Origin of the sequence: Thioalkalivibrio sp. ALgr1 (genome assembly GCF_000378285.1) — a bacterium.
Lineage (GTDB): Bacteria > Pseudomonadota > Gammaproteobacteria > Ectothiorhodospirales > Ectothiorhodospiraceae > Thioalkalivibrio.
Window position 1 is genome coordinate 1 of record NZ_KB905137.1, and the last position, 26,291, is coordinate 26,291.

At 66.3% G+C, this 26,291-nt stretch carries 28 protein-coding genes and 1 riboswitch; of the genes, 1 reads left to right on the top strand and 27 read right to left on the bottom strand.

The window, feature by feature from the left end; translation table 11 throughout:
- The 12 genes from F466_RS13205 to F466_RS0111880 all read right to left on the bottom strand — a co-directional run.
- The coding region (locus tag F466_RS13205; RefSeq protein ID WP_018994205.1) for a transposase at positions 1 to 221 on the bottom strand (221 nt) is incomplete at its 3' end.
- A gap of 54 nt (positions 222 to 275) precedes the next feature.
- A complete protein-coding gene (locus F466_RS0111830; RefSeq protein WP_018994206.1) occupies positions 276 to 1,184 on the bottom strand; it encodes a mechanosensitive ion channel family protein in 909 nt (302 codons plus the stop codon).
- A 215-nt stretch (positions 1,185 to 1,399) separates the two neighbouring features.
- On the bottom strand, positions 1,400 to 2,206 hold the full coding sequence (locus tag F466_RS0111835; RefSeq protein WP_018139677.1) for a hypothetical protein: 807 nt from the start codon (positions 2,204 to 2,206) through the stop codon (positions 1,400 to 1,402).
- 57 nt (positions 2,207 to 2,263) lie between these two features.
- The gene (locus F466_RS0111840) at positions 2,264 to 3,349 is read right to left on the bottom strand and encodes a PA0069 family radical SAM protein (RefSeq protein WP_018994207.1); all 1,086 of its coding nucleotides are present in this window, start codon (positions 3,347 to 3,349) and stop codon (positions 2,264 to 2,266) included.
- A 287-nt stretch (positions 3,350 to 3,636) separates the two neighbouring features.
- The gene (locus F466_RS0111845) at positions 3,637 to 4,005 is read right to left on the bottom strand and encodes a DUF1992 domain-containing protein (RefSeq protein ID WP_018139675.1); all 369 of its coding nucleotides are present in this window, start codon (positions 4,003 to 4,005) and stop codon (positions 3,637 to 3,639) included.
- A 3-nt stretch (positions 4,006 to 4,008) separates the two neighbouring features.
- Positions 4,009 to 4,500: an O-acetyl-ADP-ribose deacetylase gene (locus F466_RS0111850; RefSeq protein WP_018994208.1), complete on the bottom strand. Its 492-nt coding sequence runs from the start codon at positions 4,498 to 4,500 to the stop codon at positions 4,009 to 4,011.
- A 7-nt stretch (positions 4,501 to 4,507) separates the two neighbouring features.
- A complete protein-coding gene (locus tag F466_RS0111855; RefSeq protein WP_018139673.1) occupies positions 4,508 to 4,972 on the bottom strand; it encodes a hypothetical protein in 465 nt (154 codons plus the stop codon).
- A gap of 124 nt (positions 4,973 to 5,096) precedes the next feature.
- On the bottom strand, positions 5,097 to 6,134 hold the full coding sequence (gene pyrC, locus F466_RS0111860; RefSeq protein WP_018994209.1) for a dihydroorotase: 1,038 nt from the start codon (positions 6,132 to 6,134) through the stop codon (positions 5,097 to 5,099).
- A 66-nt stretch (positions 6,135 to 6,200) separates the two neighbouring features.
- Complete coding sequence (locus tag F466_RS0111865) at positions 6,201 to 6,458, bottom strand: DUF167 domain-containing protein (RefSeq protein ID WP_232196824.1); 258 nt, start codon at positions 6,456 to 6,458, stop codon at positions 6,201 to 6,203.
- A gap of 5 nt (positions 6,459 to 6,463) precedes the next feature.
- Entirely contained in the window at positions 6,464 to 7,210 is a 747-nt protein-coding gene (locus F466_RS0111870; RefSeq protein WP_018994211.1) for a class I SAM-dependent methyltransferase, read from the bottom strand.
- 72 nt (positions 7,211 to 7,282) lie between these two features.
- Positions 7,283 to 8,176 (bottom strand): hypothetical protein, encoded by an 894-nt coding sequence (locus F466_RS0111875; protein WP_018139669.1) that lies wholly within the window; start codon positions 8,174 to 8,176, stop codon positions 7,283 to 7,285.
- Positions 8,177 to 8,340: 164 nt separating this feature from the next.
- The gene (locus tag F466_RS0111880) at positions 8,341 to 9,198 is read right to left on the bottom strand and encodes an alpha/beta hydrolase (RefSeq protein WP_018139668.1); all 858 of its coding nucleotides are present in this window, start codon (positions 9,196 to 9,198) and stop codon (positions 8,341 to 8,343) included.
- A gap of 118 nt (positions 9,199 to 9,316) precedes the next feature.
- Here F466_RS0111880 and F466_RS0111885 point away from each other — a divergent pair, with 118 nt between their 5' ends.
- A complete protein-coding gene (locus F466_RS0111885) occupies positions 9,317 to 11,518 on the top strand; it encodes a bifunctional (p)ppGpp synthetase/guanosine-3',5'-bis(diphosphate) 3'-pyrophosphohydrolase (RefSeq protein ID WP_018994212.1) in 2,202 nt (733 codons plus the stop codon).
- Between the two features lie 110 nt (positions 11,519 to 11,628).
- Here F466_RS0111885 and F466_RS0111890 read toward each other — a convergent pair whose 3' ends face one another.
- The 15 genes from F466_RS0111890 to bluB form a co-directional block, all read right to left on the bottom strand.
- Positions 11,629 to 12,012, bottom strand: a complete 384-nt coding sequence (locus F466_RS0111890) for a flagellar protein FliT (RefSeq protein ID WP_018173932.1) — start codon at positions 12,010 to 12,012, stop codon at positions 11,629 to 11,631.
- Positions 12,013 to 12,061: 49 nt separating this feature from the next.
- On the bottom strand, positions 12,062 to 12,475 hold the full coding sequence (gene fliS / locus F466_RS0111895; RefSeq protein ID WP_018994213.1) for a flagellar export chaperone FliS: 414 nt from the start codon (positions 12,473 to 12,475) through the stop codon (positions 12,062 to 12,064).
- Positions 12,476 to 12,493: 18 nt separating this feature from the next.
- The gene (fliD, locus tag F466_RS0111900) at positions 12,494 to 13,846 is read right to left on the bottom strand and encodes a flagellar filament capping protein FliD (RefSeq protein ID WP_018994214.1); all 1,353 of its coding nucleotides are present in this window, start codon (positions 13,844 to 13,846) and stop codon (positions 12,494 to 12,496) included.
- 227 nt (positions 13,847 to 14,073) lie between these two features.
- Positions 14,074 to 15,354: a flagellin gene (locus F466_RS0111905; RefSeq protein WP_018994215.1), complete on the bottom strand. Its 1,281-nt coding sequence runs from the start codon at positions 15,352 to 15,354 to the stop codon at positions 14,074 to 14,076.
- Between the two features lie 260 nt (positions 15,355 to 15,614).
- The gene (locus tag F466_RS13865; RefSeq protein ID WP_369773119.1) at positions 15,615 to 16,046 is read right to left on the bottom strand and encodes a flagellar protein FlaG; all 432 of its coding nucleotides are present in this window, start codon (positions 16,044 to 16,046) and stop codon (positions 15,615 to 15,617) included.
- 74 nt (positions 16,047 to 16,120) lie between these two features.
- The gene (locus tag F466_RS0111915) at positions 16,121 to 17,356 is read right to left on the bottom strand and encodes a flagellin (protein WP_018994216.1); all 1,236 of its coding nucleotides are present in this window, start codon (positions 17,354 to 17,356) and stop codon (positions 16,121 to 16,123) included.
- A gap of 517 nt (positions 17,357 to 17,873) precedes the next feature.
- Positions 17,874 to 18,503 (bottom strand): YIP1 family protein, encoded by a 630-nt coding sequence (locus F466_RS0111920; protein ID WP_018994217.1) that lies wholly within the window; start codon positions 18,501 to 18,503, stop codon positions 17,874 to 17,876.
- A gap of 74 nt (positions 18,504 to 18,577) precedes the next feature.
- Positions 18,578 to 19,348: an adenosylcobinamide-GDP ribazoletransferase gene (gene cobS, locus F466_RS0111925; RefSeq protein WP_018994218.1), complete on the bottom strand. Its 771-nt coding sequence runs from the start codon at positions 19,346 to 19,348 to the stop codon at positions 18,578 to 18,580.
- Positions 19,349 to 19,457: 109 nt separating this feature from the next.
- Complete coding sequence (locus tag F466_RS0111930) at positions 19,458 to 20,030, bottom strand: histidine phosphatase family protein (protein WP_018139657.1); 573 nt, start codon at positions 20,028 to 20,030, stop codon at positions 19,458 to 19,460.
- Positions 20,027 to 21,088: a nicotinate-nucleotide--dimethylbenzimidazole phosphoribosyltransferase gene (gene cobT, locus F466_RS0111935; RefSeq protein ID WP_018994219.1), complete on the bottom strand. Its 1,062-nt coding sequence runs from the start codon at positions 21,086 to 21,088 to the stop codon at positions 20,027 to 20,029. The genes F466_RS0111930 and cobT overlap by 4 nt, the downstream gene beginning before the upstream one ends.
- Positions 21,089 to 21,244: 156 nt before the next feature.
- On the bottom strand, positions 21,245 to 21,769 hold the full coding sequence (cobU, locus tag F466_RS0111940; RefSeq protein WP_018994220.1) for a bifunctional adenosylcobinamide kinase/adenosylcobinamide-phosphate guanylyltransferase: 525 nt from the start codon (positions 21,767 to 21,769) through the stop codon (positions 21,245 to 21,247).
- Entirely contained in the window at positions 21,766 to 23,253 is a 1,488-nt protein-coding gene (locus F466_RS0111945) for a cobyric acid synthase (RefSeq protein ID WP_018994221.1), read from the bottom strand. The genes cobU and F466_RS0111945 overlap by 4 nt, the downstream gene beginning before the upstream one ends.
- Positions 23,250 to 24,212, bottom strand: coding sequence for a threonine-phosphate decarboxylase CobD (gene cobD, locus F466_RS0111950; RefSeq protein ID WP_018139653.1), 963 nt, complete (start codon positions 24,210 to 24,212; stop codon positions 23,250 to 23,252). The genes F466_RS0111945 and cobD overlap by 4 nt, the downstream gene beginning before the upstream one ends.
- An 88-nt stretch (positions 24,213 to 24,300) precedes the next feature.
- Positions 24,301 to 25,203, bottom strand: a complete 903-nt coding sequence (cbiB, locus tag F466_RS0111955; protein ID WP_018139652.1) for an adenosylcobinamide-phosphate synthase CbiB — start codon at positions 25,201 to 25,203, stop codon at positions 24,301 to 24,303.
- A gap of 4 nt (positions 25,204 to 25,207) precedes the next feature.
- Entirely contained in the window at positions 25,208 to 25,918 is a 711-nt protein-coding gene (bluB, locus tag F466_RS0111960) for a 5,6-dimethylbenzimidazole synthase (RefSeq protein ID WP_018994222.1), read from the bottom strand.
- Positions 25,919 to 26,012: 94 nt separating this feature from the next.
- Positions 26,013 to 26,215: riboswitch (cobalamin riboswitch) on the bottom strand.
- Positions 26,216 to 26,291: the final 76 nt, after the last annotated feature.

Sequence of the window (26,291 nt, forward strand, 5' to 3'; positions counted from 1 at the left end):
TTCTCTTCCTCCAGCTCCCGGATCCGTCGCTGCTCCGGCGTCAAAGGCCGGCCATCGCCGGCCTCCCCGGCACGATCCGCCTTGAGTTGCTCGACCCAGCGCCGAACGGCCGTCTCGCCCACCCCGGTGTCCCGCACCACTTGCGGCACACTCTGGCCCTCATCCACCACCATCCGGGCCACCCGAAGCTTGTACTCCGGATCAAAATTCCTGCGTCCCATATCGTCTCCTCGATCAGATCCCAATCATTCCACCGATCGAGGTGTCCACGAAAATTAGACCAGCACATCCGGCTCGGTGGCTTTTTCCCCAACCTTCTCGGCGGCCTCCGTCTCCTCGTCGCTCAGGTTGTCCTGGATAAGCCGCACTGGGATCGGCCCGCCATCGATATGGCTCAGCGTGCGCTGCGGGAACGGGATCTCGATACCCGCCTCGTCCAGAGCGCCCTTCACCTGCATGTGCATGCTGTTGCGCAGATCCAGGAATTTCTCGCGCCGCGCCCAGACGGACAGCTGAATCTTCAGCGCGGAATCCCCGTACTCGAGGAAGATGAACAGCGGTTTGGGTTCCTCCAGACAGACCGGATTGCGATCCGCCACGTCCATCAGAATGTCGCGCAGCGCCTTCAGGTCGGTGCGATAGGCCACCCCGATCTGCATGTCCAGGCGGCGGATCGGGAAGCGCGTCATATTGGTGATCTGCGACTTCACCAGGCTCTCGTTCGGCACCCGCACCAGTAAGTTGTCGAAGGTACGCAGCTTCACCGATAGCAGGTCGATGGACAGCACCTCCCCGGTCGCGTCCCCCACCTTGATGATGTCACCCACCGAGAAGGGCCGCTCCCCGATCAGGAACAGCCCCGAGATCAGGTTGGACGCCGAGGTCTGCGAGGCAAAGCCCAGCGCGACCGTCAGGATGCCGGCCGCCCCCAGCAGCACGGTGAGATCGAAACCCAGCTCGCGCAGCCCGGACACAACCGCCAGGACGATAATCACGTAGAAGCTGATGCGGCGCATCAGCATGATCTGCTGGGCATCCATATGCCGGCCGAAGGCCCGCGTCAGGTTGCGCGAGACCAGTCGCGCCACGATCAACCCGACGACGATGTAGAGCGAGGCCCGCAGCGCGGCCAGAAAGCCGTCGCTGGTCAGAAAGTCCATGGTGCCTTGTATCCAGCCGTCCATTGCGTACTCCTAGGGAAACACTGATCCGTGTCCACGCTCGCGCTCGAGTCGCTTTTGCGTGCGAACAAGGCGCGGTGACCGCCGTGCAGTCATTCTGCACAAGGGAGCCGCAACGCCGTGCGCGCGCCCGTTTTTGATAACAACGGGCGGCCGAGCCCCCGCACCAAATGGCTTGTGGGGTACCAACGCGAGTGTGTACATGGATCAGTGTTTCCCTATTGAAACAGGGCGCTAAACGCCCGCACCATCACATGCCGCCCGCCCACCTCGCGCGGCTCGGCGATCCGCTCGGCCCCCTCGGCCTCAGCGGGCGGCCCGGCATCGATCTTCATCGCCGCCATGTCCTTGTCTTCCTCGCGCTCCATGCGGACCGCCGGGGTCCACAGGCGGTTGTGGCGATCGGCATAGACCGGCAGACGCGGCACCGGCAGGTTCACGCGCTCCAGGAACAGCGCATCGAGCGCCTTGTTGTGGATCGTCAGCGGCGTGACCACGCGGTGCGGACGCTCCGGGACATCCTCCAGAGCCAGCCGCGCCTGGGTGCGCGTGGCGTAGCACAGCTCCCCCTCGACCGTACTGGGACCGAACCAGGTGTCCGAAGGCACATAGACCGGGAATTCATGTGCCCGCGCATCGCCCAGATAGAACTGCACCCAGGCAGGCGAACTGAGAAACAGCGTGACCCGGCCCTGAGCCGGCACGTAGAACGGGTTTTCCGGCCGACTGACCATCGGACGGTCGGCCAGAGCGATCCGCAGTTCCGGTTGGGTGTCGCCGGTAGCACCGGCGAAGCGCAGACGCTCGGAGAGCGACTCGGGCCACTCGGCGTCGGTCGGTACCTCGATATCCAGCGTCGCATCGGCGGCGTCGCGCGGCCGGTCCAGGCCCAGGCGCCATTCCGCCGGGGTATGTTCGAGCCAGATATCGAGCGGCCCGACGGACCAGCGTCCGATACGCCCCTGTGGCAACGACCAGCGCCCCCACCAGGTCGGCCGCTTCCCTGTCTTGTCCTTGTCGGTCATCCCTGGTGGTGTCCTGTGTCCGTTGCCGATGTGCTCGACGACCACTGTAGCGCACTCCTAAAACAGATCCATCTGGGGGCCGCGGTCGGCCTCCGGTGCTGCCGGCGGGGAGAAGCGCGTCGTATCCAGTTCCGCCAGGCGGCCGGCCAGACCCGCACGGCGCCGGGCCAGGCGAAAGCGCTGACGCAGCAGTGTTGCATAGGGGCCCGCCCCGACCATCCGGTGGCCGAAGGTCGAATCGTACAACTGGCCCCCGTGCGCCTCGCGCAAGCGCTGCAGCACATGGTCCGCTTTCAGCGGGTGGTACGTGCGCAGCCAGTCCTCGAACAACGGCGCCACCTCCCGCGGCAGGCGCAACAGGACATAGCCGGCGCTGCTCGCCCCGGCCTCGCGCGCTGCGTCCAGCAACGATTCGAGCTCGCCGTCAGTCAGCACCGGGATCAGGGGCGCGACCAGCACCGCCACCGGCACCCCGGCCTCGCTCAGTCGCCGCATGGTTTCCAGACGCCGCTGGGGCGCGGCCGCGCGGGGTTCCAGATGGCGCGACAGCGCCCGATCCAGCGTGGTCACGGAGACCGCCACCTGAACCAGCCCCTCCTCCGCCATGGGTCCCAGCAGGTCGAGGTCCCGTTCAACCAGCGCGGACTTGGTCACGATCGAGACCGGATGCCGCGCCTCGGCTAGCACCTCCAGGACCTCCCGCGTAATACGCCACTCGCGCTCCACGGGCTGATAGGCATCCGTGTTGATGCCCAGAGCCAACGGGGTCACGCGGTGCGCGGGGCGTGCCAGTTCGCGGCGCAGGCAGTCGGCCGCGCCCAACTTGGCGAATAATCGGCTCTCGAAATCCAGCCCCGGCGACAGCCCGACATAGGCATGTGCCGGTCGCGCGAAACAGTACGCGCAGCCGTGCTCACAGCCCCGGTAAGGGTTCAGCGACAGCTCGAACGGGACATCCGGCGATTGGTTCCAGGACAGCACCTTGCGCGGGCGTTCCGGTGTCACCTCGGTGCGCAGCGGCCGGGGCTCTTCGTGTTCACCCACCCAGCCATCGTCAAATGCTTCGCGGTGCGTGGTCTCGAAGCGCGCGAGGGGCTGGATCGTCGCGCCGCGGCCACGAACCGGTCCATCACGCTGGTTCATCGGCGCGGGCCGTCAAGGGAAGCACTGATCCATGTACACGCTCGCGCTCGAGTCGCTTTTGCGTGCGAACAAGGCGCGGCGACTGCCGTGCAGTCATTCTGCACAAGGGAGCCGCAACGCCGTGCGCGCACCCGTTTTTGATAACAACGGGCGGCCGAGCCCCTTCGGGGTTGGCACCCCAGGTTCCCCGATCCCGCGTTGCGTCCCTTGTCGGTAGAACCACTACCGGCTACGCACCGCGCCCTGTCTCGGAAAACCTGGGGTACCAACGCGAGCGTGTACATGGATCAGTGTTTCCCTAGCCGCTCGCACAGCTGGCGAAAATACCCGGATTCGGAGATCAGGCCGCGCCCCTCTTCCGACTGGTTCAGCCGATCCAGCAGCATCCGCAGGCGCCGCGCCGCGCGGTCGCGGGTGGCCGCGTCGTCAGCGGCTTGCAGCAAGGCCTCCGCCGAGGCGATATCGCCGCGCAGGCGCACGGCCTCCGGCACATACCCTGCGTTTTTCATCACTCGAAATGCCAGCCGCAGCTCCTGTGGCACATCGCGGTCATCGTCGAGTTCCAGCGGCCGCCCGACCCCGGGCAGATCATCGAACTCGCCCCGCCGAGCGGCCTCGGCGAGCTTCGCCTCGACTTGTGTCTCGGAGAGCAGCATGCGTCACCGCTCGAGCCGGATGCGGTAGACATCCGCATCCGCCGCACTGAATGCGCAGACCAGCAGGCTGCGAAACTGGTCCTCCTGCGCCCGCAGCTGTTTCAGCGCGATACCGGCCGCGCGGTCCTTGGGAAAGCGGTAGACGCCGGTGCTGATCAGGGGAAAGGCCACCTCGCGCAGGCCATATTCGATCGCCAGTTCCAGGCTTGCGCGGTAACAGGAGGCCAGCAGCGTGTCCTCGCCTGCCTGGCCGCCCTGCCACACGGGACCGACGGTGTGGATCACGTACTCGGCCGGCAGGCGAAACCCGGGGGTGATGCGCGCCTCGCCGGTCGGGCAGCCACCAAGGGCCCGGGTCGCCTCCAGCAGCTCGGGGCCAGCGGCGCGATGAATGGCCCCGTCGACACCGCCGCCGCCCAGCAGGCTCTCGTTGGCGGCGTTGACGATCGCATCCACCTCCAGGGTGGTGATGTCGCCCTGTACTACCGAGATCATGGCTGCCCTACGCCGGCACCATCCAGAGGGTCAGTGACAGCAGGATGGCCGTCATGCTCAGGCCGATCACCGGCAGCATCATGACCCCGGCCAGCGCCTCGCGCCGGAACAGGCGGAAGGCCATCCCGATGAGCGTCAGGGCCCAGCCGAAGGCGACGAAAAACGCCAGTGCGAAGATCTCGTTGCTCCACAGCACGATCAAGGCCACCGGCAGCGCCAGATTCAGGAACACCACGCCCAGCTCCTGCGAGCCTGCGGCACGCCCCGCGGTCAGCGCGTAGCCATAGGCGGCCCAGACCATCACCATGCCAAACGCCAGCGCGCCTGCGGCCGGCGACTCCAGCGGCGCGCGCAGGATAGCCGCGCCATGCGGCTCCAGGCCCACGCCCAGCGCGATGATCAGCAGGCCTACCCCCACACTGATCAGCAGCCAGAACCACAGGGTTCCGCGTTGTACGTCCGGTTCGGTCATGTGCCCTCCCTGGGGTCGGAAATTGGCTACGCAATGCAAACGATGTCTGTACTACCGGGGACCACGGGGACGGCTTGAGGTTCGGACCCGCCACCGCCGCTGTCGTGTCGGTCACGCCGTGGGATCAATGCCGCGCCAGCTGCCAGGCAACCGTTTCGCCCGCGCGCAAGGGCACGCCCGGGTCATGGCCGAACAGCACCGCCTCCGGCACGGTCCAGTCCACCCGCTCCAGCGTGATCGTATCGGTATTGCGCGGCAGGCGGTAGAAATCCGGGCCGTGGAAGCTGGCGAAGCCCTCCAGCTTGTCCAGCGAATCCACAGAGGCGAAGGCCTCGGCATAGAACTCGATCGCCGCGTGGGCCGAATAGATGCCCGCGCAGCCACAGGCGGACTCCTTCGCATGCCGCGGGTGCGGGGCGCTGTCGGTCCCGAGGAAGAAGCGTGGGTGCCCGCTGGTAGCAGCACGCAACAGGGCCTGGCGGTGGCGCTCGCGCTTCAGGATCGGCAGGCAGTAATGATGCGGCCGGATGCCGCCGACGAACAGCGCATTGCGGTTGTACAGAAGGTGCTGCGGGGTGATGGTCGCCGCGATGTTCTCCGGGCCCGACTCGACGAACTCAACCCCCGATTCGGTCGTGGTGTGCTCCAGCACCACCCGCAGGTCCGGAAACTCGCGGATCAAGGGCTGCAGGTGGCGTTCGATGAATACCGCCTCGCGGTCGAAGATGTCGACCTCCGGATCGGTCACCTCGCCATGCACCAGGAGCGGCAGGTCGACCCGCTGCATCGCCTCGAACACGGGGTAGCAACGCCGGATATCCGACACGCCGCTGGCTGCGTTGGTCGTAGCCCCCGCCGGGTACAGCTTCACGCCGTGAATGAACCCGCTGGCCTTTGCCGCCTCGATCATCCCGGGCGTGGTCGCCTCGGTCAGATAAAGCGTCATCAGCGGCTCGAAGTCCGCTTCCTCCGGAAGCGCCGCGAGGATGCGCTCGCGATACTCGGCCGCCGCCTCGACCGTCGTCACCGGCGGCTTGAGGTTCGGCATGATGATCGCGCGGCGAAAACGCCGGGCGGTATCCGGCAGCACGCTGCCGAGCACATCGCCATCGCGCAGATGCAGGTGCCAGTCGTCGGGTCGGGTAATCGTCAGACGGTTCATGGGATCCTGGGAGAGTCGCGGGAGCCCTGGCGGCTCCATTGAGGAAACGCTGATTGTATCCGGCGATCAGGATAACGCGCGGCGGATTTGCTCCTCGCCGTAACCCTCGATCGCCACGGTCTTGTCGCGCGCGGTCGCACCCGCCACGACGGTCACGTCACGGGCCGGGCAGCCCAGCGTCTTTGCCAGCAGGGCGCAAACGGCCTCGTTTGCCCGGCCCTTCTCTGGTGGGGCCTGCACGCGAAGCTTGAGGATATCCCCCATCCAGGGGCCGATAACATCGCGCTTGCTGCCCGGCGCCACGCGGACCCTAAGGCGAGCCAAACCGCCTAGTCGGCCGGCCGCGTCGCCAGGTAGGCGCTGAACACGCCGAGCTGCACTTCACGCTCGACGTCGCAGAAACCGACATCCTCCAGCACGCCCATGATCTTCTCCGGCGGCACGCACTCGTTGATCGTGTCCCAAAAATAGCGCATTAGCAGATGTCCATCCGGGTCACGGGTCAGCAGGCGGCTGAGAAACGGGATGAAGTCGCGAAAGTAGAACCGCGCCATCTTGAACTGGCGCTCCGTGCTGGGGCGCGAGACCTCGAGGATCATGCAGCGACCGCCCGGCTTGAGCACACGGAAGTACTCGCCAAACAGCTCATGCAGGTCGCGCACATGGCGCAGGCCGTACCCCATGTACACGCGGTCGAACTGTTTGTCCGGCAGCGGCAACTGCTCGCCCAGACCCTCGATGAAGCGCGCCTTGATCGAGCGCCGGGCCACGTCGATCATGCCGCGGCTGGGATCGACACAGGTGATGTTCTCGTCACCGACCACCTTGCGCACCTCGCGCGCCACCGGGCCCGTGCCCGTCGCGACATCCAGGACATCCATACCGGGCTTCAGGCCGGACTGCTTCAGCGCGTAGCGGCGATACGCCTGGCCGGTGCCCAGAAAGCCCCAGCGCAGGATGCGGTCGTAATGCGGTGCCGTCCGGTCGAACAGGTCATCGACAAACGCCCGCTTTTCCGACTCGTCGCCGTAATAGTCCTTCAATACCGGATGCGGCTTGTACCCCGGATCATTCATCCACTTCCCCCTTCTGCGCGCCGCGCGCGCCCAATGCCAGTTCAATGCCCGCGAGAGGCGGGGCCCTGCGGGCTAGCCCTCGCGGTACAGCCCTTCGATTTCCACTAACAGTTCGCTGCGGCAGATATCCCCATGCAACAGCAGGATGTCTACGTCTTCGCCCAGGCACTCGCGCAGATGCCGCTGCGCGCGAGCACCGTCTGCCCGGTGGCGCAGATAGACCTTCAGCATCGACAGGTCGCCGGGATCGCGCAGAGCCACAGCGCCCTCCTCGGAGGCCGCCGCCAGCAGCACCCCGATATTGCGCAGGCTCTCGTCGATCTGGGCCTCGAGATCCTCCGCGTGCCGGCTTTCGTGGCCCACGATGCTGGCCGTCCCGGAGATGAACAGTTCCGCGGCCCCGCACGCCTCCTGGCTCATCCGCGCCCGCGCGAAGGACGGGCTGCGCGGCCCGTACTGCCGCGGATAGCGAAACGCGCTGACCTGGCGCGGATTCTCGATCCGCAGCGTGGCCTCGCGCATGGCGATGAAGTAGATCAGCATGCCGTCGGCATGCGTGCCAATGGCCGTCGCCGCCGGCAGGTGCCGCTCGAAATCCGGCAGGGCCTCGAACACCCGGGCGCGCCCGGCACAAAAACTGCGGTAGCGCTCCTGGCCGTTCAGTTCCTGGTTGATCGCAGGGAAGTAGTTCCAGGCCCGCACCAGGTGTCCGAACCCCCGCTCCTGGCAGGCCTCGAGGATCGCATGATAGGCCTGCTCGGTGATGGCCCCGGGGTCCTCGGCGGCGCCATGCGGCCGATACCAGCAGCCCACGAGCCGGTCCCCCGCATGCGCCAGCATCAGGTCATCGATCTGCTCGGTGCGCACCGCACCCGCTGCGTACCAGAGCTCGGGCGCCGCCTCGCGGCCTTCCGGGATCTCCAGTGGCTCGAGGCCAAGGGCAATATCGATCCCGTCCGGGCGCAACGTGGCCCCGGTAACGGGACCGAAACGCAGCGTGAGTACCGGTGCGTCACCCCGGCCTTCCTGCCGGCTGATCGCGAGCCCCGGCGGGCCTAATTCAAGCTGAGGCATTCATGCGTCCATGCCGTTCAAGACGGGCACAAAAGACGCCGATTCTAGCACCGCACCTACTCCCCGTCCCCATTCGTCGCATCCCGCGGGCGCAGCTCCAGGCCTGCATCCTCCAGAAACTCGCGCAGCCCCTCGATGTAGCGCGAGCCGGTCGCCCGAAAGGCGTCATTGTGCCCGCCGTCCATCTCCATCAACTGTGCCCCATCGCCGCCCGCCTCCAGCAGGCGTTCGGCATGCGCAAACGGCACGATCTCGTCGTCGCGCGCATGGGCAAACAGCAGCGGCGCCTCAATCGCCCCGACCCGTCCGAGCACGTCGTATTCATGCCGGATCAACGCACGCACCGGGAGCCAGGGGTAGACCTCCGCGCCGAGATCGGCTGCCGAGGTGAAGGCCGCCTCCAGGATAACGGCCGCAGGGCTCTTGGTCTCGGCCAGCCGCGCCGCCACGGCTGCGCCCAGGGAACGGCCGAACAGTACGATCTCCTCGGGTTCGTACTCCAGATGCTCGCGTAGCCAGTTCCACGCCGCACGGGCATCTTCATAGGTGCCCTCCTCGTCAGGTCGCCCCTGGCTGTTGCCGTACCCACGGTAGTCGATGATCAGCACCGCGAGCCCCAGATGATGGAACTGCTCGAGCGACTCCAGGCGATGCCCGATATTCCCCGCGTTGCCATGCAGGAATAGCAAGACCGGCGCATCATCCTCGGGGCCCGGCAGATACCACCCGTGCAGCCGCACGCCGTCCTCGGTCTCGAGCGCCACATCCTCGTATTCCAGCCCGATGTTCGCGGGACTGCCGACCACATTGCTGCTGGGCATGTAGATCAGCCGGTCCTGCGTCAGGTAGATCAGCCCCACGAACAGGGCATACCCAACCGCCAGAATCAGCGCCAGTTTGAACAGGTTCAGCATGATCCGATCGTGACCCGGCAGGGGTCCGATGGCAAGCCAAACCGGTAGGCCGTCGTATGAATCCCCTTCGGACAAAGCCTTTGCCCGGCGGACGGCTGACGTACAATACCTAGCGATCATGCGCCATTCGCTACTCACCAACACCGAGCTGCAGGGCCTGGACCGCGACCAGCTGGTCGCGCGCTTTGCCGGGCCCAACGGCGATGCCGCGTCGGCAACCGCGCTGGCGGATGCGCTGGACCTGGCGCTGGCTTCGGTGGATGCCTCCGGCCTGGAGTCTCATCCGCTGGACGTGGCCGAGGTCCTGCGCCATCTGAACGTGGACCGGCAGACCATCACCGCCGCGCTCCTGGTCAGCGCCTATCTGGCCCGAGAGATCGACGAGCGCGCCCTCAAGGAGCGCTTTGGCGACTCGATTGCGCGCTTGACCGTCAACGTCGCGGCCCTGGTCAGCCGTCGCTTCGAGGCCCCGGTCGGGCGTCCGGAACAGGCCGAACGCCTGCGCCGCATGCTGATGGCGATGGTCGACGACGTGCGCGCGGTGCTGATCAAGCTCGCCTACCGGGTGCAGCACCTGCGCCTGACCGTGAAGGAGCCGGACGACGGCGCGCGCGTGCTCGCCCAGGAGACCCTGGACGTGATCGCCCCGCTGGCGAACCGCCTGGGCGTGGGCCAGCTGAAATGGGAGATGGAAGACCTCGCGCTGCGCATCCTCGAACCCGAGACCTACCGCGAGATCGCCAAGGGGCTGGAGGAGAACCGCACTGAGCGCGAGACGTATGTAGAGCGCTTCGCCCATACCCTGCGCGACCGGCTGGCCGAAGCCGGCATCCAGGCGCGCGTGTTCGGACGGCCCAAGCACATCTACAGCATCTGGAAGAAGATGCAGCGCAAGCAGACCTCGCTGGACGAGCTCTACGACCTGCGCGCCACCCGCGTAATCGTCGATGAGCTCGCCACCTGCTACACCGTGCTCGGCATCGTGCACAACGACTGGCGCCACCTGCCCAGCGAGTTCGATGACTACATCGCCAATCCCAAGGACAACGGCTACCAGTCGTTGCACACCGCGGTGGTCGGCCCCGAGGGCAAGGTCGTCGAGGTGCAGATCCGCACCCGCGAGATGGACGACTTCGCCGAACTCGGGGTCGCCGCGCACTGGCGCTACAAGGAGGGCGGGCGAGAGGATCAGGCACTCAACCGTGCGATCAGCAGCCTGCGCCAGTTGCTGGAGGCCGCGGACAACTCCGACCAGAACCTGCTCGACGAGATCCAGAGCGAGCCGCTGCACCAGCGCGTATTCGTGCTCACGCCCCAGGGCGAGGTGATGGACCTGACCCAGGGCGCCACGCCACTGGACTTCGCCTACGCCGTGCACACCGAGGTCGGCCACCGCTGCCGGGGGGCCAAGGTGGACGGGCATATCGTCCCGCTGACCTACAAGCTGAAATCCGGCGAACGCGTCGAGGTGCTGACCACGCGCGAGGGCGGCCCCAGCCGCGACTGGCTCAACCCCAATCTCGGCTACCTGAACACCGCCCGCGCCCGCTCCAAGGTACGCACCTGGTTCCGCCAGCAGCACCAGGACGAACACCTGGCCACCGGCAAACACCTGATCGACCGGGAATGTCAGCGTCTGGGCTGCGGTTCCAATCTGGACCGCAATGCGCTCGCCGACGCCATGAAATTCCAGACTTTCGACGAGCTGTTGATCGCGCTCGGCGCCGGGGATATCACCACGAGCCAGATCGCCGGGCGCATCTCCCAGCAACTGCGCGAGCAGCGCCAGGCGGAAAAGGCCCGTGCCGAAGAGTCAGCCCCGCCCCGGCCTGCGGAAACGCGCCGGGAAGAACGCATCCAGGACGACGAGATCCGCATCCGCGGCGTCGGCGGCCTGCTGACCTCCCGCGCGCGCTGCTGCAACCCGCAAACGGGCGACCCGATCGTCGGCTTCATCACACGCGGGGCCGGCGTCTCCGTCCACCGCAGCGACTGCGTCAACATCCTGCGTATGCCGGAGGAGAAGCGCGGCCGCCTGATCCCCGTCTCCTGGGGCGACGAGCCCGAACGTGAACCCATCACCCTCGAGCTCGAGGCCCACGACCGCGCCGGCCTGCTCGGCGAAGTCGGCAACGCCTTCTCCGCCAGCGGCATCAACCTGCTGCGCGTGAACACCCGCACCGACCCCTACGACCGCAGCGTGCACATGGAACTCGAAGCCGAGATCACCGACCTCGGCGAACTCAGCACCCTGTTCGACCGCCTGCAATCCCTCGGCAGCGTCCAGTCCGTGCGCCGCATCCCCAATCCATCAGCCTGAGCCCCCGGCTACGTAAGCACTACTGCATCGGCCAGAGGGCTGGCCTCCTACGCCAACACGGCCACCTGTAGGAGCGCAGCCCTCTGCGCGATCCAACGTTGGACAGGCCCCTAACCGCCGGGCTTCATCGGCCCGGAGCGCATGGAGTTACGGCGGGTATTCTCGTAGGCGTTGGTGCCTTTCCGCCCCGCGCGAAGTTCACGCAACTGGCGGCTGGCATCGCCGCGGCGTTCGGTCAGGATCGGAACGGTGTCTTCGTAGAACGCCGACAGGCGTTCCAGCGCGCTGCGCAGGGCCTCGCCCGTGTCATCGCGCAACGGTACGGGCTCTTCGCCAAAGGCGCGCTCGACCAGCACACGCGCCTTCAGGTCGAGCTCTTCCAGGCGGTCCCAGTCTTCTTCGCGGATGGCCTGGTCCATCAGGCCGCGTACGGCCTCCACCGCATCCTCCAGCGTTGCACCGGAGTCCTCTGTACCCGCATCGTTTGTCGTCATGATCGGCGAACGACAGCACGCGGCAATCCCGCGGTCAAGATCGGACGCCTCAACCGGCCTTGCGCTGACGTTCCTCCGGTGGAATCTCGTCCCAGCCGGCCTTTATCTCGCGCAGGAGCTTCGCGACCTCGTCCAGCGCCTCCGGGTCATTCTGCGCGTTGCCTTCCAGCAGACGCCGGGTCATGTACGCATAGAGTGCATCCAGGTTTCCGGCCAATTCCGGGCGATGCTTGTGATCCAGCATCGCACGCAGTGACTCGACGATATCAATCGCCTTGCCGATCTTCTCGCCCTTGAGCGACACATTGCCTTGCTGCATCGCCCCCTTGGCAACCGCAATGCGCTCCAGCGCTCCCTCGAACAACATCTGGATCAGACGATGCGGATCGGCCACCTGGGCCTCGGCCAGCGCGCCCGATTGCCGATACTGACTCACCGCGCGATTCATACCCGGTCCGTACATGTCGTGTTCTCCCCAAGATTACCTGGACTGGTTCCTGGCCAGTGGCGTGTTGGCCAGTTGCCCCATGAGCTGGTCGCCGGTGGCCTGCAGCTGGGCGACCATCGAATCCATCCGCGAAAACTGGCGCACCCACTGCGCCTCCATTCGTTCGATTCGGGCATCGAGATCTTCACGCTGCCGCTCGATCCGGCTGAGGTCGCTCTGCAGCCCGTCCTGGCGCACCTGAATCAGGCCATCGCGGCCCGTAAAGCTGTCGGTGACTTCGCGCATGTTTCCGGCAATCTCGCGAACGGTGCCCGAGACGTTCTCGAAACCGTCACGGTCCATCGCCTCCTGGAAACGGGTGCTGTCAAAGCTCAGGGTGCCGTCACGGTTGCTCACAATTCCGAGCTCCGCTAGCGTGCGATTGCTGGCTTCGCTGTTCTCGGCCGGCTGGATCAGGGCATTGCCCAGACGGCTGCGGACACCGCGAACGGTGCTGTCACCCGCCAGAATCGCCGCCTCGTCCTCTTCCGGGTCATAGGCGGTCAGCTCGCTCGTCCGGCCGATCAATGCGTTGTAGTTCTCCACGAAGCCCTGCAGCAGGGACTCGAGTTCATCCCGGTCTTCGGATACCGACACGGTGGTCGGCCCGTTCGACACGCCGGTCAACTCGATCTCCAGTCCCTCGATCGTGTCCGAAAGCGTGTTCGAAGAGCTGGTAACGGCAAGGCCGTTAATCACGGCTTCGGCATCCTGCGCCGCCCGGGTCTCGACCATATTGTTGCTGTCCAGGCGGCCCAGGCCACCCGGATCGCCGTCGGCGGTCACCTGGATCTGGTTGTCGGCGCCTGTTTCATTGGCCTCCATAACCAGGCGGGCCCCGGAACCGTCATTCACGATGGATGCCCGCACGCCGGCATCGGAGTCGTTGATCGCATTGCGCAGATCGCGCAGCGTCATCCCTTCCTCGACGTCCAGCGTTACCGCGGCGCCCGAACCAACCTGGATCGTCAGTTCGCCCGCACCAACCGCGTCATCCGCGCTGTCGAAATCGCCCGGTGCCGAGGCCACAATCTGCGACTGCGCCAGCTGGTTGACCTCCAGCGAGAAGTCCCCGTTATCGGCATCTCCGGTGACCGTCACATTGGCCACCCCCTCGTCGCTGACGCTGGCCGACTGCTCCGGTTCGAAACCGGAAAGATCGCCCAGCACCGAACCAACCTGATCCACGCTGCTAGTCAGTTCGCCAAATGCCGAGATCTGCGCGTCAATGCGCTCCTCGCGCTGGTTCAGGCGCTGTTCCTTGGGCTCGCGCTCCGCCGCCACGAGCTGCCCGACGATTTGATTGAGGTCCAGGCCGGACCCGACTCCGAGAGAACTGATCGCCATCTGATGCTACCTCTAGCGGCCCGGGTACCCAGGCCCTTGATCACGTCGTTATGCAGAATAACGACCGGAAAACCGATTTCTTGAGCCCCGCATGACCACATCGTGATGACGGGCGTTCGGCACTCGGTTCTATTCTGGTCCATATCCGCAAATTCCGCAGCCCTGGCCACAAAAAAGGCGGACAGCCTTGCGACTGCCCGCCGTTCGGACTCACTGGAATCCTTGGCTTACTGCAACAGTGCCAGCACGTTCTGCGACGTGGCGTTCGCCTGCGACAGTACGGAGGTCCCCGCCTGCTGCAGGATCTGGGCACGGGTCAGCTCCGCGGTCTCCTCGGCGAAGTCGGCATCCCGGATCCGGGAGCGGGCCGCATCGAGGTTCTCCGAGGAGATCTCCAGGTTGGCGATGGTGTTCTCGAAACGCACCTGCACCGAGCCCAGGTCGGCTCGCAGGGAGTTCACCTGATCGAGCGCTCCATCCACGATCGCCAAGGACTCGGTCGCACCGAATCGGCTCGCAATATCAACGTCCGTCAGGTTCTTGGCATCAGAGGGCGTATCAGAAAAAAGCTCCACCGTCGAAGCGTTGTTACCATCTTCATCAGCATCATCGAGGGTCACCTCACCACCGTCCACGTCGAAGGATGTGTCGAAATTTCCTCGAACAGCGATCGTCGTCTCACCGTTATTGTCCGTCACCAACGCTGCACTGAGGCCCGCGGCTCGGACCGCCTCCACCTCTGCCTCGTCCTCGCTTTCAAAAGAGGAAATCGCGCTGTTGATTTCTCGGACCGCATCCTCCAGAGAGGTCACGCCCTCGACACCCTCACTATCGTCTTCGGCTAGGGCCACCTCAATGTCGATATCCAGACCTTCCAGAACTCCAACCGAGTCGAGATTAATCGTGATGTCGTCTATTTCATCAATACCCACGTCATTAAGCTGTTCCTGCGTCAGACCGTTCTGGTCTTCATCTGCATCCCCCATCGCAATAGCTCGACCCAGCTCAGTCGCCCGCGCATCTGCCCCTGACACCGCGATATTCTGACCCTGGTTGGCTCCGATCTGGAAGAAGATGTCGTTCAGCGCTCCGTCAAGGATGGCGTCACCGTTGAACTCCGTCTCGTTCGCCACTCGGCTAATTTCCGAGATCAACTGCTGAGCCTCATTATTTAGAGCTTCACGGTCAGATGCGGAGTTGGAGTCGTTCGCCGCCTGCACGGACAGTTCACGGATACGCTGCAGCGCATCGCCCACGGTGCTCAGCGCACCTTCGGCGGTCTGCGAGAACGAGATACCGTCATTGGCGTTGCGCACGGCCTGGTTCAGACCGTTGATCTGCGTGCTGAAGCGCTCGGAGATGGCCAGACCGGCGGCATCATCCTTTGCGCTGTTGATTCGCAGGCCCGAGGACAGCCGCTCGAGGCTCTGGCCCAGGGCACCCTGCGACTGGCTCAGATTGCGCTGAGCATTCAGGGACAGGATGTTCGTGTTGATAACTTGGGACATGATTACGTCTCCTTACGGCATAGCTTTAGACCGCCTCGGGCGATCACGATGGCGGCATTCAACCGCTCTCAGGGCCGTTAACGACAAGCTATCCGTGAGCTTTAACACAAATTTTCGATTTTCTTGTCATTGTGTCTCTGTCGGGTCCGCAACTGCTTCTATCGAGCCCTCGCATCAGGTGCACACCCAAGTCGCCAGACAGAAAAAAGCCGGGACAAGCCCGGCCGAAAGTCACTGTGGTTGACAATGTCCCGGGTCAGTCAGGCCCGTTCCTCGACCCCCGTACCATCCAGGCCTTGCTGTTCCTGGAAATGACGAATCAGGGCCACCACTGCCTCCGGCGGAATCTGCCGGATCACCTCGTCTTGCTCGGCATCCTTGACCGTGATCACCGTCCGGCCGCTGGAATCATCCACACTGAACTCCAGCGCACGCTTGGACGATTGCAAATAGGCGTTGATCGACTCCACCACTTGCTCCATGCCCTCCGACTCTCCCAAATCCACAGACTGGGTCGACTCATCCAGCCCCCGTTCAGGAGCATCGGGGCGTGCCGGCACATCCCCGAAACTGGCATTCCGAGAACTCGCAGTATCGGTCAACCCTTTGGCAACCGACATCGAGGCATCGCCCTGCCCCTGACGGGCAGGCTGAAACACCAATGAAGTGATACTGCCAATTGAATCACTCATCTTGCTTCCCTCGCCATTAAGGGCGGGTGACCGTCTGGCCACCCGCCCGTCTCATGGCCTTTTACCGGTTCAACTTACTGCAACAGGGCCAGCACGTTCTGCGACGTCGCGTTCGCCTGGGCCAGCACCGAGGTACCCGCCTGCTGCAGGATCTGCGCCCGGGTCAGCTCGGCCGTTTCGGAGGCAAAATCCGCATCGCGGATCCGGGAACGGGCCGCCTCCAGGTTCTCCGACGACACCTGCAGGTTCGCGATGGTGTTCTCGAAGCGCACCTGGACGGAGCCCAGATCGGCACGCAGGGAATTCACCTGGTTCAGAGCCCCGTCGACGATGGCCAGAGCTTCCGTTGCGCCAAAGCGGCTCGCGATATCTACGTCCGTCAGGTTCTTGGCCTCCGAGCCGGTTTCGTCGAACAAGTCAATGGTGATGGCGTTGCCGTCACCGTCCTCGGCATCAAGAGTGACCTCGCCGCCATCCACTTCGAAGTCCGTGTCAAAGTTACCGCGGATCGCTATGGTCGTTTCACCGTCATTGTCGGTCACGAGTGCCGCACTCAAACCCGCATTGCGCACAGCGGCAACGTCTTCGTCATCGCCGGTGAAATTGGCGATAGAGGAATTAATCTCGCGGACGGCATCCTCAAGCGACGTAACCTCACTCAGGTTAACTGTGATGTCGATATCAAGCCCTTCCAGCACTCCGACTTCGTCCAGATTGATCGTAATGTTACTGATCTGGGTGATGCCGACGTCATTGATCTGTTCCTGGCTCAGGCCTTCTTCACCCATCGCGATGGCTCGGCCCAGTTCGGTGGTACGCGAGTCCACGCCAGAAACGGCAATGTTCTGCCCCTGATTCGCGCCTATCTGGAAGAACAGATCCTGCAGCGCCCCATCCAGGATGGCATCGCCGTTGAACTCGGTGGAGTTGGCCACGCGGCCAATCTCGGCGATCAGCTGCTGGGCCTCGTTGTTCAGGGCTTCGCGGTCGGAGGCGGAGTTGGAGTCGTTCGCCGCCTGGACGGACAGCTCGCGGATACGCTGCAGCGCATCGCCCACGGTGCTCAACGCACCCTCGGCGGTCTGCGCAAACGAAATGCCGTCGTTTGCGTTGCGCACGGCCTGGTTCAGGCCGCGAATCTGGGTGGTAAAGCGTTCGGAGATCGCCAGACCGGCGGCGTCATCCTTGGCGCTGTTGATACGCAGGCCGGAGGACAGTCGCTCCAGGCTCTGAGCCAGCGCGCCCTGGGAATTGCTCAGATTGCGCTGAGCATTCAGGGACAGGATATTGGTATTGATGACTTGAGACATGATTACGCTCCTGTAGCGTCATGCCGAACCACCTTGGTCGGCTTCCTCGGCGAACACTCGTGCGCCTTCGAGGACAGTAACGACCGCTCGACCGAATCCTTTAACCCGATCCCGGAAAAATTTTGCCGCCCGCCTGAACGTGTCCGCCACGCTGCCCTCTCACCGCCCCCAGCGCTTCGGCCCACACCACTCATCAGCCACGGCCAATACGAAGCCGCACAGCGCCACAGGGGACACAGGCCAGCTACATCCCCGTGGTCCTGAACAACCGCTTTGACGCACCCAGGTGATGCGAGAAAACTGTGTCAGGTCCGAAGCCACTACTACCGTCATTGCTAAGGAGCAAGACCACCCAGCAATCGGCCTGGACCCTCAGAGATACGGATCTTGGGCAACGAAAACCAAAGCGGCCCCCAGTTGCCCGATTGCCCCCTGTAGGAGGCCAGCCCTCTGGCCGATTCGGGTTTAGCAGCGCCCCATCGGCCAGAGGGCTGGCCTCCTACAGGTACGGGGTGAATCAGATCAGCCAGGTAGTCCCGATGCGGGTCCCTGGGGTGGCGCCGGGGATCAGGTCCATCAGCAGCCAGCCGAAGATGAGGGTGATGAAGGCGCCACAGAAGACGGTGGCCACGAACAGGCCGATGCGGTTGCCGCGCTTCAGGCCGAGGATGCCGCGCAGCGACCAGTAGAGCAGCCACAGGCTGTAGAAGATCAGCAGCAGGCCGACGGTGTTGCCCCAGGGCCAGGGAAAGGCGGCGGCCACCTTGCCTACCCAGGCGGGCAGCAGGCCGATGGTCACCGCCAGCATCGCCCGGTCCGGATGGGAGTAGCCCTGGAACAGCTCGGTCAGGTAGTGCGCGGACCAGGCCAGACCCAGTACGCCGATGCTCATCGCCAGCACGCTGTAGACGCCGAAGCCCCAGGCCCCCGGCATCGCCTCCGGCGGCAGCCCGGTCGGGATGACCTGGTACAGCCACTGGCTGGCGATCACGCTGACCAGCAGCACGGGGAACGCCAGGCGCAGAAAGGTCTGCCACCAGGGCGGGGCCGTCTCCAGTTCGGCCACCTCGAGTACCGCCCGCAGGGGGCTCGTCAGCGTGCGCAGGACCAGAAGTCCCGGATTCAGACGGGAGGGAAATGAGCTCATCCGGTCAGTATGTGGCAATCCCGTGACGCTTTCGTGACAGCGCCTGCCTTGAACCTGGCCTGATCGACCCGGCTTTAGCCCGCGAGTGCCAGCACCAGAATCACGAGGGTCAGGGTCTCTACCAGCTCCAGCGTGGCCCCGGCCGTATCGCCGGTGAAACCGCCCAGCCAGTGTCTCAGTACGCGCGTTGCAGCCCACAGCGTCAGCCCGGCGGCGAGCAAAGCCGGAATCACCCCCCAAAGGCCGGAGAGCAGGCCGAGCACCAGCACCACGGCAGCCGAGACTGCGACAACGCCGATGGCGGCGCTGCGTGGAAGGTGCCTGGCCATGTCCGCGCCCAATCCGACGGGGTTCACGTAGGGCGTGGTCAGAAACAGCACCGGCGGCACCACGCGCCCCAGCAGCACCGCCAGCAGCAGCGCGACCCAGGCGCCGGTCTCGACCACCGCCACTAGCGCCGTACCTTTCAGCAACAGGATCAGGATCAGCGCCGCGACCGCCATCGGGCCACAGGCCGGGTCCTTCATGATGGCCTGGGCCCGCTCCGGGTGCCGCTGGCCGCCCACCCAGGCGTCCACCGTGTCCGCCAGCCCATCCAGGTGCAGCGCGCCGGTCAGCGCGACCCAGAATGTCAGCACCAGCGCCGCGACCAGCAACACCGGCGCCCCGGGGATCGCGGACAGACCGATCCCCACCAACACCAGAACCAGACCCAGGATCAGCCCCACCAGCGGATAGGCCAGGACCGAACGGCCGAGGTCCTCGGGCCGTGGTTCCTGTGCCGGCGTCGGCACGCGGGTCAGGAACTGCAAGGCCAGCCAGAAGGGCGCAAACACGGAGTTCATTGCGCCCCCCCTTCCATTTCTGCTGTAGGAGGCCAGCCCCCTGGCCGATGGGGCGTTGCCATATTCCCGATCGGCCAGAGGGCTGGCCTCCTACATTTGTTCTGCTTGATCACGAGGGCATCTCCTCGCGCTGGCCCGGCTCGACAACGTGCAAAGAGGCCAACGGCACTTCGATCGACAATAGCTTCTCCAACGGCCAGCCCTCCAGTTGTGCGCGCAGCAGGCGAATCACCCCGCCGTGGGTGACGACGAGGACACGACCGCCCGGCGCCACTACGCTCTGTTCCCAGCCGGCCAGCACCCGGTCGCGGAAGCTTCCGAGGTCTTCGCCGTTGGGTGGAGGGTAGCCGAATGGGTCTTCCCAGAACCGACCCAGCGCCTCGGCGTCCGTCTGCATCAGGGCCTCGGCTGTTTGCCCCTCCCAGTCACCAAAATGTAGCTCCTGCAGGCGGGGATCACACTGGACGGGGAGCCCGGCCGCGCGGGCGAAGCCTTCGGCCGGGAGTCGACAGCGCTGCAGTGGCGAGCACACGACGCGATCCCACTCGCCGGAGGACTCGAACGCCGCACGCATCGCCCGCTCGCCTTCCGGGGTCAGCGGATCATCGCAGCCGCGCCCGCGAAAGCCGGCACCCGTCGTCTCGCCGTGGCGCAGCAGACCGATACGGACCGATTTGGTCATGGGGTATCGCCCGACACGCCAGCCTCGGCGAAGGTCGCCATGCCGGCGTGAAGCTCGCAGGCCAGGCGCAGCAGGGGCACGGCCGTGGCCGCCCCACTGCCCTCGCCCAGGCGCATGCCGAGATCCAGCAGCGGCTCGGCCGCCAGCGATTCCAGCAGTCGCCGGTGCCCCGGCTCCGCCGAGCTGTGGGCGTAGAAGAACCAGTCTGCCGTGCCCGGGCACAGCCGTTCGGCCACCAGCGCCGCCGAGGTGCTGATGAAACCATCCACCAGCACCGGCAGCCCGATCTGCGCCGCGGCGATGTAAGCGCCGGCCAGCCCCGCAATCTCGAAGCCCCCCAGACAACGCAGGCTGCCCAGTGCCTCGCCGCGCACCGCGGCGTGGGTGCGCAGGGCCTGCTCGATCACCTCGGCCTTGTGGCGCACGCCATTCGCATCCAGACCCGTGCCAGGCCCGGCCAGGTCCACCGGCGGCAGACCCAGCAGCGAACAGGCGACTGCGGCGGCAGCCGTCGTGTTGCCGATGCCCATCTCGCCACCGATGAACAGTTGTGTGCCGCCCCGCCGCGCGCGCTCGGCACACTGGCGGCCGGCGTTCAGCGCGCGTTCCAGCTGCGCCGACGTCATCGCGGGTTCGCGGGCCAGGTTTGCGGTGCCGGGGCCCAGGTTCAGCTGTTGCACGCCGCTGACGGCCGGAGGCTGGGCCACGGTACCGAGGTTGATCACCTCGATGGACGCGCCCAGGTACCGCGCCAGCACCGAGATTGCAGCGCCGCCGTTCGCGAAGTTCGCGACCATCTGCGCGGTCACGGCCTGCGGGAAACGCGAAATGCCTTCCGCCACCACACCGTGATCGCCGGCGAACACCGCGACATGAACCCGCTCCAGCGTGGGCTGGCCCACGCCCTGCATGGCGGCCAGGCGCTCGGCGATCGCCTCCAGCCGCCCGAGCGAACCCGGCGGCTTGGTCAGCTGGGCCTGCCGCTCGGCGGCCGCCTGGCGCGCGTCGGCACTCAGGGACGCCGGCGGCACCTGCAGCCAGTCACAGTCTTCGGTCACGTGTTCCTCCGATGTTGAAACCAACACTCTTCATCAATGACGCCCGTCATTGCGAGGAGCCGAAGGCGACGTGGCAATCCGTCAGTTCACCCCGGGCCGATTGCTTCGACGCTGCGCGCCTCGCAATGACGGTGCCTGTTTCGCGCGTTGGTCTATTCATTCCAGCGGCTCACCCTTGAGCACATGAGGAAGGCCGGCGACGGTCAGCACGACGCGGTCCATCGTGGGGGCCAGGCGCTGGTGCAGCCAGCCCGCCTCGTCGGCGAAGCGGCGGGACAGCGCGTCCATCGGGGTAATGCCCATGCCCGTCTCGTTGGAGACGAACACCAGGGTGCCCGGCAGGCGCGGCACGGTGGCGATCAGGGCCTCCCGCTCGCGTTCGATCAGGGCCTCGTCCTCGGTGCACAGGAGCTGGGTCAGCCACAGCGTCAGACAATCCACCAGCAGGCACTCATCTGGCCTTGCGGCCTCTTCCAGCGCGGCGGCCAGGCCGGTATCGGCCTCGATCAGGTCCCAGTCACCGGGCCGGTCGGCGCGGTGGCGTTCGATGCGGCGTGCCATCTCGGCGTCGTCGGCACGCGCGGTAGCGACATAGGTCACGTGCAGGCCGCTGGCATCGGCCAGCTGCTCCGCCAGCCGACTCTTGCCGGAACGCACGCCGCCGAGCACCAGCGTCTTCATGTCACAGGCTCCGTCTTCCCTGTCCGCAGCAGGGCAAGGATGCGCCCCAGGTCCAGATGCGCCTCCAGGGTATCGGCCAGGCGTTCCAGGCCGCGCTCGCGTGCGGTCGCCAGGTCTTCGCCGTGCTCCTTCCCATTGCGCATGCCAGCCCAGTGCAGCAAAGCCTCGGCGGCAGCGGAGGTATCGAATACCCCGTGGACATAGGTCCCCGCCACCGCATCGTCCTCGCTGCGCGCGCCGTCCGAGCCATGCTGCAGCTCCAGTAGCGGGTGATCCAGTCCGGGGCCGGTCGTCACTCCTGCATGGATCTCGTAGCCCTCCACGCGGGCCTCCCGGCCCAGCACACGGTCCCCGTGAACACGTTCCAGGCGCTTTTCCGGTGCTAGATGCGTCTCGATGTCCAGCCAGCCGAGCCCCGGCGTGGAGCCCGGCCGGCCCTCGACACCGTCGGGGTCGTGCACGGCACGGCCCAGCATCTGGAAGCCGCCACAGATCCCGAACACCTTGCCGCCATAACGCACATGGCGCTGCAGCTCGTCTTCCCAGCCCTGCTCGCGCAGCCAGGCGAGGTCGTCGCGCACGGACTTGGACCCCGGAAGGATGACCAGGTCCGCCGGCTGCAGCGACTCGCCCGGGCCGGCGAAGCGAAGGTCCACACCCGGGTGCAGGCGCAGCGGGTCGAAATCGGTATGGTTAGAGATGCGCGGCAGGGCCGGCACGACGACCTTCAGGGCATCCGCACGCTTCTCCGGCACCGCCTCGCGCGGCAGGGCGTCCTCGGCATCCAGGTACAGCCCGTGCAGATACGGGATCACGCCCAGCACCGGCTTGCCGGTCTCCTGCTCCAGCCAGTCCAGCCCCGGCTTCAGGAGCGAGATATCGCCGCGAAAGCGGTTGATCACGAAGCCCTGCACCCGCGCGCGCTCCGTCGCGCTCAGCAACGCCAGCGTACCGACCAGATGCGCGAACACGCCGCCACGGTCGATATCTGCGACCAGGATCACCGGACAGTCCACCGCCTCGGCAAACCCCATGTTGGCAATATCGCCTGCGCGCAGGTTGATCTCTGCCGGCGAGCCCGCCCCTTCCACCAGCACGTGCGCATACTGCGCGGTCAGCCGTCGATGCGAGGCCAGCACGGCCTCGCGGGCGACGGGCTTGTAGTCATGGTAGGCACGAGCATCCAGCTCGGCCGCAGGACGGCCGTGGATGATCACCTGCGCCCCCTGATCGGAGCTGGGCTTGAGCAGCACCGGATTCATGTCGGTATGCGGCTCCAGGCCGCAGGCGGCGGCCTGCAGGGCCTGGGCGCGCCCGATCTCGCCGCCGTCCAACGTGACCGCGCTGTTCAGCGCCATGTTCTGCGGCTTGAACGGCACCACCGACAGCCGACGGCGATGCAGCACCCGCGCCAGCCCGGCCACCAGCACGCTCTTGCCGGCATCCGAGGTGGTCCCCTGCACCATCAGCGTGGTCGCGCTCACAACGCCTCCAGTCCCTGTTCCAGGCGGTGCCATTGGGCCTCGTCGCCCGGCAGCCCGAAACGCAGGCTGGCGGGGTCGTCGAAACGCCGCACCAGGATTGCCTGTCGCGCCAGCGCATCCTGAACCGCGACCGCATCATCGCGGCGCCCCCAGCGAAACAGTGCGGTGCCACCTTCGGTAGCGATTCCGTACCGCCGCAGCAGCTCTTCCAACCGCGCACCCGCCGCGGTCAGGTTCGCGCGCGTCTGCTCCTGCCAGGCGCGATCCTCCAGCGCTCGGGTGGCCGCCCAGCGCGCCGGGCCAGACAGCGCCCACGGACCCAGCCGCTCCGCCAGCGCCGCCCGCAGCGCCGGCTCCGCCGCCAGGAATCCGACCCGCGCCCCGGCCAGACCGAAGAACTTGCCCAGCGACCGCAGCACCAGCAGCCCCGGGCCCAGGTCCGTGCCCGGGTCGGCCGCCAACAGGCTGTGCCGGGGGCTGGTATCCATGAAGGCCTCGTCCACCACCAGCCAGCCGCCGCGTGCCGCAAGCCCCTTATGCCAGCGCAGCAGCGTCTCCACGGTCACGCGCAGTCCAGTCGGGTTGTTCGGATTGACCAGTACCAGCACATCCAGCTGCGGCAGGCGTGCCTCGATCGCGGCCGGCGCCGCGTCGCCAAGCGCAGGAAGCGCCTCGACCCGATGCCCGGCCATGCGCCAGGCCCGCGCGTGTTCGTTGTAACTGGGCGCGAGGAGGCCAACCCGAGCAGCCGCTGGGCGAAGCTGTGGCAGCAGCTGGATGGCCGCCTGCGAGCCCGCCAGGGGCAACAGCCCTTTGCAGCCGTAGTACCGCGCCGCGGCCGCCTCCAGACCGTCGTCGGGCTCCGGCAGGCGCGCCCAGACGTCCGCCGGGGGCATGGGCAGCGGATAGCCGTGCGGGTTGATGCCGGTAGACAGGTCCAGCCATTGCTCCGGCGCCACCCCGTAATGCCTGGCAGCTGCGCGCAGTCCGCCACCATGCACCTGGGTTAGCACGGCCCCGGTCGGTGCCGGCCGCGCTCTGTTCAGCTCAGAAGATCGCAAGGCTCACCCCGATGACAAGCACGCCCATCCACAGCGCCAGCGCCCGATCCACCAGCCCCATCGCCGCACGGATGCCGGCGGCATCCGGTGCCGCGCCCATCCCCAGGCGCGGACGCCACTGACGCTCGCCGTGATATTGGCTGGCACCGCCCAGCACCAGCCCCAGTGCGCCCGCCCCAGCGGCCATTACCGGCCCAGCGTTCGGGCTCTTCCAGGCCGCGGCCTGCTCGCCCCAGCACTGCAGGGCATCGCGAGTGCGCCCGGCCAGGGCATAGGCCAGCGCGGTCATGCGCGCCGGGATCCAGTTCAGCAGGTCATCCAGCCGCGCCGCGGTCCAGCCAAAGCGCGTGTAACGCGCATTGCGGTAGCCCCACATCGCATCCAGCGTATTCACCAGGCGATACAGCACCACCCCCGGCGCACCGGCCACCAGGAACCAGAAAATGGTGCCGAACAAGGCATCGTTGCCGTTCTCCAGTACCGACTCCACCGCCGCGCCGCTGACCCCGGCCACATCCAGGGCCTCGCTGTCGCGGCTGACCAGCATCTGCACCTGCTGCCGCGCCTGGCCCAGATCGCCGGCCTCCAGCGCCCGGGCCACGCGCTCGGCGTGCTCGTCGAGGCTGCGCCAGCCCAGCGCCAACGCCAGTACCAGCAGCCCTACCAGCCAGACCGGCAGGAGCTGCTGCAACCAGACCGTCAGCAGCACAAAGGGCACCACCAGGACGGCCAGCAGCAGCGCGCCGCGGGCCCGACCATCGCGGTAGAACCGAGCCTCCAGGCGCTGGACCAGCAGCCCGAACCCGGCCAGCGGGTGCCAGCGGCGCGGATCGCCGATCAGGCGATCCAGCACCAGCGCACCAAGCAGCGTGAGGAACGCGATCAGCATCGGGTCATCCACTCGCTGAGGAACCGCCGGGTGCGTCGGTACGGCTGCCCCAGCGATTCTCGAACACCAGTTCGTCCAGCGACCGTCGCTGATCCCAGCCCTCGGTTTCCAGCATCGGCCGCTCGTAGAACGCATCCACATGACCCAGACAAAGGATCGCGATCGGCCACGCCCCTTCCGGCATCCCCAGCTCGCCGGCCAGCCAGTCCGGGTCGAACAGCGACACCCAGCCCATGCCCAGGCCCTCGGCCCGGGCCGCGAGCCACAGGTTCTGGATCGCACACGCGGCGGAGCACAGGTCCATCTCCGGGATGGTGCGCCGACCCAGCACGTAGCGCTCGCGCCCATCGGTCAACGCGACCACCAGCAGCTCGCCGGCATCGCGGATACCTTCGAGCTTCAGCCGGTGCACCTCGGCGGCACGCTCGCCGCAGGCCTCGGCCGTGCGTGTCTGCTCCGCCGCCACATGCCCGTGCAACGCATCGCGCAGCCGCGCGTCGGTCACCCGCAGAAAGCGCCAGGGCTGCATGTAGCCCACGCTGGGCGCCTGGTGCGCGGCCTCCAGCAGGCGCCGCAGGGTATCGGGGTCCACCGGGTCCGGGCGGAAATGCCGCATGTCCCGGCGCTCGCCGATCACGCGATAGACCGCTGCGCGCTCCGCCGAGGCGAACGCGTTCGGATTCTCTTCTGACTGGTTGGGAGCTGGGGCCGTCATGAGGTTCCGTCGAGGCGACGGCGCGGCGAAGACACGAAGGAACAGGCTTTTAGGAACGCACCTGCGCCCTCGACCGTTGCCCGCCGCACGGTCGCAGGATGAATCACCGCCAGGCCGGTCTCCGGGCTTGCGAGCGTCGGAGGATGCCGACCGGCAGACGCCTTCCCGGGCACAGGACCCAGTGGCCAGTCTGCCGAGCGATTTACCGCTCGCTTACCGTTGCGGGGGCAGCGCCGGACTTGCACCAGCTTCCCGTTTCACCTGCCAACTGCAGGCACCTGACGAAAGCGGAGCATGATACGCGCTCAGGGTGCCCCCGACCAATTTGGGCACCAAACCATCTTGCCCTTGCTGCTATGATGAGGCGCTTTCG